Origin of the sequence: Pseudomonas sp. NPDC087690 (genome assembly GCF_044743175.1) — a bacterium.
In the GTDB taxonomy this organism is placed as follows: domain Bacteria; phylum Pseudomonadota; class Gammaproteobacteria; order Pseudomonadales; family Pseudomonadaceae; genus Aquipseudomonas.
This window is the reverse complement of the sequence record NZ_JBIUVX010000037.1, coordinates 31,929-39,733: the sequence shown is the minus strand read 5'-3', so window position 1 is coordinate 39,733 and position 7,805 is coordinate 31,929. Positions and strand designations below refer to the sequence as shown.

The window sequence follows — 7,805 nt, the reverse complement described above, 5'->3', positions numbered from 1 at the left end:
CAAATAGGGTCCCAAGGCGTGGCCCGCGCTGGGACCGGGTAGGTTGCTAAAGATGTCCAGTGATGGCCATCGTAGACGAATGACTGTTCAAGACAGAACCCGGCTTACAGATCGACTCTCCACCTTTTTCTTTCCCTGCTTGAATCAAAGGCAACAGGGCTGTGTAATATCAGCAGGCCTGCCCTGAAAGTTCGGCAGCGGCAAACGCAGTAATAGCCATTTCCCACCTTGCTTCAATCAACAGCAGAAGCGCTTTTGTAATACCGAAAAAATCTTACTCTTAACAAATTACTTTAACTTCCGAGCGCAGCTTCCAGTGCTGCATCAAGTTATGGGTCGAAAGTCTGCGCCAGATTGTCGTTACGCCTCCTTTTATGCTCCTAAATCTCCGTTCTGTAAGGGTTTTCCTTTAATCCGCGCCTTGACGGTGTGGTGGGCGCATTCCTATAGTGTGCGCAAGTGGCGGAAAGTGGCATGAAGTGGGTTTTTTGAGCTCAAAACGATAAAAATTGGAGAAACGCAGACGTGTTTCGCGGAGCTAACGCTATCAGTCTCGATGCAAAGGGCCGTCTCGCCATGCCGAGCCGGTACCGTGACGAGCTCGATTCGCGCAGTTCCGGCCAATTGATCGTGACCATTGATGCCGTTGATCCGTGTCTGTGTGTCTATCCGCTCGACGAGTGGGAAATTATTGAAACCAAGTTGCGCGCACTCCCTTCGCTTCGCGAAGAGAACCGTCGCTTGCAGCGTTTATTGATTGGCAACGCCGTCGACCTCGAACTCGACGGCAGTGGCCGTTTTCTGGTTCCACCGCGTCTGCGCGAGTACGCCAAGCTCGATAAGCGCGCAATGCTGGTAGGCCAACTGAACAAGTTCCAATTGTGGGACGAGGATGCATGGAACGCGGTTTCTGCCGCTGACCTTGCTGCCATTCAACAACCGGGCGCGATGCCTGATGAACTGCGTGATTTGATCCTGTGACTATTGATAGCGGCTTTAACCACATCACCGTACTGCTTGACGAAGCCGTCGAGGCTCTCGCCGTACGTCCTGATGGCTGCTATCTGGACGGTACGTTCGGGCGCGGCGGACACAGCCGGTTGATCCTCAGCCAGCTCGGCACGGACGGTCGGCTCATCGGATTCGACAAAGACCCACAAGCGATTGCCACCGGGCAAGCGCTAGCGGCCGAAGACGGCCGCTTTGTCGTTGTGCAGCGCAGCTTTGCCGAGCTGGGTTCGGTGGTTGCCGAGCAAGGCCTGAGCGGCAAGGTCAGCGGCATCCTGCTCGATCTCGGCGTGTCGTCGCCGCAGCTCGACGACGCTGAACGCGGCTTCAGTTTCCTCAATGACGGCCCGCTGGACATGCGCATGGATCCGTCCCGTGGCATCAGCGCTGCCGAATTCGTCAACACCGCGCCGGCTGAGGAAATCGCCCGGGTGTTCAAGGAATACGGTGAAGAACGTTTTTCCGGTCGCATGGCTCGTGCCGTCGCCGAGCGTCGCGATATCAAGCCGTTCGAGCGCACCGCCGATCTGGCCGAAGTATTGAAAGTCGCCAACCCGGCCTGGGAGAAGGGCAAGAACCCGGCCACCCGTGCCTTCCAGGGTTTGCGTATTCACGTCAACAACGAACTGGGTGATCTGGAAGCCGGCCTCGAAGCCGCGCTGGACGCTCTGGAAATCGGTGGTCGCCTGGTGGTGATCAGCTTCCACTCGCTGGAAGACCGCATCGTCAAACTGTTCATGCGCAAGCTGGTGAAAGGCGAGGCCGACAACCTGCCGCGCAACCTGCCGGTTCGCCACGTCGCGTTCGAACCGAAAATCAAAATCCATGGCAAAGCGCAGACGGCCTCCGACGCCGAACTCAAAGCCAACCCACGTTCCCGTAGCGCCGTCATGCGCGTCGCGGAGAAGCTGCGGTGAGCAAGCTTTTCGCCAAGCCACTGCCCGGCGGCAGCTTTCTGATGCTGCTGCTGTTCATCGGCGTGCTCGTGTCGGCCATTGCCGTGTCGTACAGCGCGCACTGGAACCGTCAGTTGCTCAACACCCTTTATAACGAACTCAGCGTGCGCGACAAGGCGCAGGCCGAGTGGGGCCGTCTGATTCTCGAGCAGAGCACGTGGACCGCGCACAGCCGCATCGAAGTGCTGGCCACCGAACAACTGAAAATGCATATTCCTGGCGCGGCTGACGTGAAGATGGTGGCGCCATGATGAAACTCGAAGGCGCACTGTTCCCATGGCGCTTCCGCCTGATGGTGGCGCTGCTTGGCATCATGGTCGCGGCGATCTGCTGGCGCATCATTGACCTGCAAGTGGTTGACCGTGACTTCCTCAAAGGTCAGGGCGACGCGCGCAGTCTGCGTCACATTCCGATTCCGGCTCACCGTGGTCTGATCACCGACCGTAACGGCGAGCCTTTGGCCGTGAGTACCCCGGTGACCACGCTGTGGGCCAACGCCAAGGAAATGCAAACGGCGAAAGAGAAGTGGCCGGCACTCGCCGCCGCGCTGGGTCAGGATCCGAAAGCACTGACCGAACGCCTCGAAGCTCAGGCCAACAAAGAATTCATTTATCTGGTGCGCGGGTTGACTCCCGAGCAGGGCCAGGCTGTGCTCGACCTGAAAGTGCCGGGCGTCTACGGCATCGAGGAATTCCGCCGCTTCTATCCGGCCGGTGAGGTCACCGCGCACATGGTCGGGTTTACCGATATCGACGACCACGGTCGTGAAGGTGTCGAGCTGGCCTATGACGAGTGGCTCGCCGGGGTGCCGGGCAAACGACAGGTCATCAAGGATCGGCGCGGACGGCTGATCAAGGATGTCCAGGTCACCAAAAACGCCAAGGCCGGCAAGCCCTTGGCGTTGTCCATTGACCTGCGTCTGCAATATCTGGCCAACCGCGAACTGCGTAACGCGATCATCGAGAACGGCGCGAAGGCCGGCAGTCTGGTGATCATGGACGTCAAGACCGGCGAGATTCTGGCCATGGTCAACCAGCCGACCTACAACCCGAACAACCGTCGCAACCTGCAACCGGCGATGATGCGCAACCGCGCGATGATCGACGTGTTCGAGCCAGGTTCGACCATGAAAGCCATCTCGATGAGCGCCGCGATCGAAACCGGCCGCTGGAAACCGAGCGACACCGTCGAGGTGTATCCGGGTTCCCTGCAGATCGGCAAATACACGATCAAAGACGTATCCAGGACTGAAGGCCCGGTGCTCGACCTGACCGGTATTCTGATCAATTCCAGTAACGTCGGCATGAGTAAGGTCGCCTTCGATATCGGCGGCGAAACCATTTTCCGCCTCGCGCAGAAAGTCGGACTTGGCCAGGACACCGGCCTCGGCTTCCCGGGCGAACGTGTTGGCAACCTGCCGAACTATCGCGAGTGGCGCAAGGCCGAAACCGCGACGCTGTCCTACGGCTACGGTATTTCCGTGACCGCGATCCAGCTGGTTCACGCGTTCTCTGCACTGGCCAACAACGGTCGTCTCGCGCCGCTGACGTTGATCAAAACCGACAAGATGCCGCAGACCACCCAAGTGCTGCCGGAAGCCGTGGCGAAAACCATGCAAGGCATGCTGACCCAAGTGATCGAAGCACCGCGCGGAGTGTTCCGTGCGCAAGTGCCGGCGTATCACGTGGCGGGCAAGTCGGGTACTGCACGTAAAACATCGGTCGGCACCAAAGGCTACGCGGAAAACTCGTACCGCTCGCTGTTCGCCGGTTTCGGCCCGATGAGCGATCCGCGTTACGCGATTGTTGTGGTGATCGATGAGCCGTCCAAGGCCGGCTACTTCGGTGGTCTGGTATCGGCGCCGGTGTTCAGCCGCGTGATGTCCGGCACCCTGCGCCTGATGAACGTGACCCCGGACAACCTGCCGACCACGCAACAGGCCAACGCTACCCCGGTCGTTCCGCTGAAAGCCAATGGAGGGCGCGGCTGATGTCATTAAGTCTGAACAAGATATTCCCCCACGCCGGCCACGATCTGTTGATCCGTGAATTGGCGCTGGACAGCCGTAACGTGCGCGCAGGCGATCTGTTCCTCGCCGTGCCTGGCGGCAAATTCGATGGCCGTGCGCACATTGCCGACGCACTGCAACGCGGTGCGGCGGCTGTAGCTTATGAAGTGGAAGGCGCCACCGTGCTGCCGATCACTGACGTGCCGCTGATTCCGGTCAAAGGTCTGGCGGCACAGCTGTCGGACATCGCCGGGCGTTTTTACGGCGAGCCGAGCCATCACTTGAACCTGATCGGCGTGACCGGCACCAACGGCAAGACCAGTGTGACCCAATTGGTTGCGCAGGCGCTGGATCTGCTCGGTCAGCATTGCGGCATCGTCGGCACCCTCGGTTCCGGCTTCTATGGCGCGCTGGAAAGCGGTCTGCACACCACGCCGAATCCGATCGCCGTGCAAGCGACCTTGGGCGACCTGAAAAAGGCCGGCGCCAAAGCCGTGGCCATGGAAGTCTCGTCCCACGGTCTGGATCAGGGTCGCGTCACGGCGCTGGCGTTCGACGTGGCGGTGATGACCAACCTGTCCCGCGATCACCTGGATTATCACGGCAGCATGGAGGCGTACGCCGAGGCCAAGGCCAAGCTGTTCGCCTGGAATGACCTGAAGTGCCGCGTGGTCAACCTTGACGACGATTTCGGCCGACAACTGGCCGCGGAAAAACGTGAGTCGCGCTTGATCACTTATAGCCTGCTCGACAGCAGCGCCTATCTGTATTGCCGCGAAGCGCAGTTCGACGACCACGGCGTGCGCGCCACGCTGGTCACGCCGCAGGGCGAACATCATCTGCGCAGCACTCTGCTCGGTCGTTTCAACTTGAGCAACGTCCTGGCTGCGGTCGGCGCCTTGCTCGGTCTGGACTACGCGCTCGACGAAATTCTAAAGGTGCTGCCGAAACTCGAAGGCCCGGCCGGTCGCATGCAGCGTCTCGGTGGCGGCACGCAGCCGTTGGTGGTGGTCGATTACGCCCACACTCCGGACGCGCTGGAAAAAGTCCTGACCGCGTTGCGCCCGCACGTCAAAGGTCAGCTGATGTGTCTGTTCGGCTGCGGCGGTGACCGTGATCGCGGCAAGCGTCCGTTGATGGCCGAAGTGGTCGAGCGCCTGGCCGATCAGGTACTGGTCACTGACGACAACCCGCGCACCGAAGATCCAGCAGTGATTTTCGACGACATCCGCGCCGGTTTTACGGCTGTGGATAAAGTCACCTTCGTCGCCGGCCGTGGCCAGGCGATTGCGCAACTGATTGCCGGCGCCTCCGCCGACGACGTGGTTGTCCTGGCCGGTAAAGGTCACGAGGACTATCAGGAAATCAATGGCGAACGCCACGCTTTCTCCGATCTGGTCGAGGCTGATCACGCCCTGACCGCTTGGGAGGTGGCCCATGCTTAAGGCCCTGAAACTTAGCGAACTGACCAACGCCCTCGATGCGCGTTTGATCGCTGGTGATGCCAGTTTCGACGGCGTCAGCATCGACAGTCGCGCGATCCAGCCTGGGCAACTGTTTATTGCGTTGACCGGTCCGCGTTTCGACGGTCATGACTATTTGAACGACGTTGCTGCCAAAGGCGCAGTGGCTGCGCTGGTCGAGCGCGAAGTCGCCGACAGCACCTTGCCGCAATTGCTGGTCAAAGACACTCGTCAGGCCCTCGGCCAGTTGGGTGCGCTGAACCGTGCTGCATTCACTCAGCCGGTCGCAGCGATCACCGGTTCCAGCGGCAAGACCACCGTCAAGGAAATGCTCGCGAGCATCCTGCGCACGCGCGGTCCGGTATTGGCAACCCGTGGCAACCTGAACAACGACCTCGGCGCACCGCTGACCCTGCTCGAACTGGCGCCGGAACACACCTCGGCGGTGATCGAACTGGGTGCCTCGCGTCTCGGCGAAATCGCTTACACCGTTGGCCTGACCAAACCGCACGTGGCGATCCTGAACAATGCCGGCACCGCGCACGTCGGTGAGTTTGGCGGCCCGGAAAAAATCGTTGAAGCCAAAGGTGAAATCATCGACGGGCTCGCGGCCGACGGCGTCGCCGTGCTTAACCTCGATGACAAGGCCTTCGGCATCTGGAAGACCCGTGCGGGCGCGCGCAAAGTGCTGACTTTTGCCCTGAGCAACACGCACGCGGACTTCTACGCCAGCGATCTGAGCACCGATGCCCGTGGTTGCCCGGCCTTCAACCTGCATACACCTGAAGGTGTCGAACGCGTTCAACTGAACCTGCTCGGCACCCACAACGTCGCCAATTCCATGGCCGCCGCCGCTGCCGCGCACGCCTTGGGCGTGTCGCTGTTCGGCATTGCCACCGGGCTTGGCGCCGTGCAACCGGTCAAGGGGCGCACCGTCGCGCAACTGGCGAAAAACGGTATGCGCGTGATTGATGACACTTACAACGCAAACCCCACCTCTATGTGCGCCGCCGTTGATATACTCGCCGGCTTTTCCGGCCGCACCGTCCTGGTGCTCGGAGATATCGGCGAGTTGGGCGATTGGGCGGAGCAGGGGCACCGCGACGTGGGCGAGTACGCCCGGGGCAAGGTTTCCGCGCTTTATGCCGTTGGGCCAAACATGGTTCACGCCGTAAACGCTTTCGGTGAACAGGCGCATCACTTCGGCAGCCAAGCCGAACTGATTCAGGCCCTCGACGCCGAGCAGGACACAAACACCACCATTTTGATCAAGGGTTCGCGCAGTGCAGCGATGGAAAACATCGTTGCGGCTCTGTGCGGGTCCAGTCTGGAGAAACATTAATGCTGCTGCTGCTAGCGGAGTATCTGCAACAGTTCTACAAAGGCTTCGCGGTCTTTCAGTACCTGACCCTGCGCGGGATCCTCGGTGTGCTGACCGCGCTGGTTTTGTCGCTGTGCTATGGCCCGTGGATGATCCGCACCCTGCAGAACCGTCAGATCGGTCAATCCGTGCGGAACGATGGCCCGCAATCGCACCTGTCCAAGTCGGGCACACCGACCATGGGCGGTGCACTGATTCTGTCTTCGATCGGCGTCAGCACTCTGCTTTGGGCTGACCTGAGCAACCGCTACGTCTGGACTGTTTTGCTGGTGACGCTGTTGTTCGGCGCCATCGGCTGGGTCGACGATTACCGCAAAGTCATCGAGAAGAACTCCCGTGGCTTGCCGAGCCGCTGGAAGTATTTCTGGCAGTCGGTGTTCGGCCTCGGCGCGGCGATCTTCCTTTATATGACTGCTTCCACCCCGGTGGAAACCACGCTGATCCTGCCGATGCTCAAGGATTACAGCATTCCGCTGGGCCTGGGCTTCATCGTGCTGACTTATTTCGTGATCGTCGGTTCGAGCAACGCGGTCAACCTGACTGACGGCCTCGACGGTCTGGCGATCATGCCGACCGTGATGGTTGGCGGTGGCCTCGGCATTTTCTGCTACCTGTCGGGTAACGTGAAATTCGCTGAGTACCTGTTGATCCCTTATGTGCCGGGCGCGGGCGAGCTGATCGTGTTTTGCGGCGCGCTGATCGGTGCCGGTCTGGGTTTCCTGTGGTTCAACACCTATCCGGCGCAAGTGTTCATGGGTGACGTCGGTGCGCTGGCACTCGGCGCGGCACTGGGCACCATCGCCGTGATCGTCCGTCAGGAAATCGTCCTGTTCATCATGGGCGGCGTGTTCGTGATGGAAACCCTGTCAGTCGTCATTCAGGTTGCGTCCTTTAAGCTGACCGGTCGCCGTGTGTTCCGCATGGCACCGATTCACCTCCAATTTGAACTCAAGTGCTGGAGCGAGCCGCGCGTGATCGTCCCTTTCTGG

General features: G+C 60.3%; 7 protein-coding genes and 1 other RNA gene (1 of these 8 only partly in view). All 8 read left to right on the top strand.

The window, feature by feature from the left end; all coding sequences use genetic code 11:
• Positions 1-123: RNase P RNA component class A (rnpB, locus tag ACIPIZ_RS24210), an RNA gene on the top strand; it begins 128 nt to the left of the window's first position.
• A 402-nt stretch (positions 124-525) separates the two neighbouring features.
• Entirely contained in the window at positions 526-981 is a 456-nt protein-coding gene (mraZ, locus tag ACIPIZ_RS24205) for a division/cell wall cluster transcriptional repressor MraZ (protein ID WP_007917012.1), read from the top strand.
• Complete coding sequence (gene rsmH / locus ACIPIZ_RS24200) at positions 978-1,925, top strand: 16S rRNA (cytosine(1402)-N(4))-methyltransferase RsmH (protein WP_163024099.1); 948 nt, start codon at positions 978-980, stop codon at positions 1,923-1,925. Before mraZ ends, rsmH begins: the two co-directional genes overlap by 4 nt.
• Complete coding sequence (ftsL, locus tag ACIPIZ_RS24195; protein WP_007917008.1) at positions 1,922-2,215, top strand: cell division protein FtsL; 294 nt, start codon at positions 1,922-1,924, stop codon at positions 2,213-2,215. Before rsmH ends, ftsL begins: the two co-directional genes overlap by 4 nt.
• Complete coding sequence (locus tag ACIPIZ_RS24190) at positions 2,215-3,954, top strand: penicillin-binding protein 2 (protein WP_177330985.1); 1,740 nt, start codon at positions 2,215-2,217, stop codon at positions 3,952-3,954. Before ftsL ends, ACIPIZ_RS24190 begins: the two co-directional genes overlap by 1 nt.
• A complete protein-coding gene (locus ACIPIZ_RS24185) occupies positions 3,954-5,417 on the top strand; it encodes a UDP-N-acetylmuramoyl-L-alanyl-D-glutamate--2,6-diaminopimelate ligase (RefSeq protein ID WP_064392867.1) in 1,464 nt (487 codons plus the stop codon). The genes ACIPIZ_RS24190 and ACIPIZ_RS24185 overlap by 1 nt, the downstream gene beginning before the upstream one ends.
• Positions 5,410-6,777 carry a UDP-N-acetylmuramoyl-tripeptide--D-alanyl-D-alanine ligase gene (gene murF, locus ACIPIZ_RS24180; protein ID WP_122663021.1) on the top strand — a complete coding sequence of 456 codons (1,368 nt, stop codon included), beginning with the start codon at positions 5,410-5,412 and terminating at the stop codon, positions 6,775-6,777. The genes ACIPIZ_RS24185 and murF overlap by 8 nt, the downstream gene beginning before the upstream one ends.
• Positions 6,777-7,805: phospho-N-acetylmuramoyl-pentapeptide-transferase (gene mraY / locus ACIPIZ_RS24175; protein WP_401167888.1), on the top strand; the 1,029-nt coding region annotated here is incomplete at its 3' end. The genes murF and mraY, both read left to right, overlap by 1 nt.

What these genes read in the sequence shown, in the direction of transcription:
- ACIPIZ_RS24190 (WP_177330985.1), top strand. Translation starts at nt 2,215, where the DNA reads ATGAAACTCGAAGGCGCACTGTTCCCATGGCGCTTCCGCCTGATGGTG.
- ACIPIZ_RS24185 (WP_064392867.1), top strand. Translation starts at nt 3,954, where the DNA reads ATGTCATTAAGTCTGAACAAGATATTCCCCCACGCCGGCCACGATCTG.
- murF (WP_122663021.1), top strand. Translation starts at nt 5,410, where the DNA reads ATGCTTAAGGCCCTGAAACTTAGCGAACTGACCAACGCCCTCGATGCG.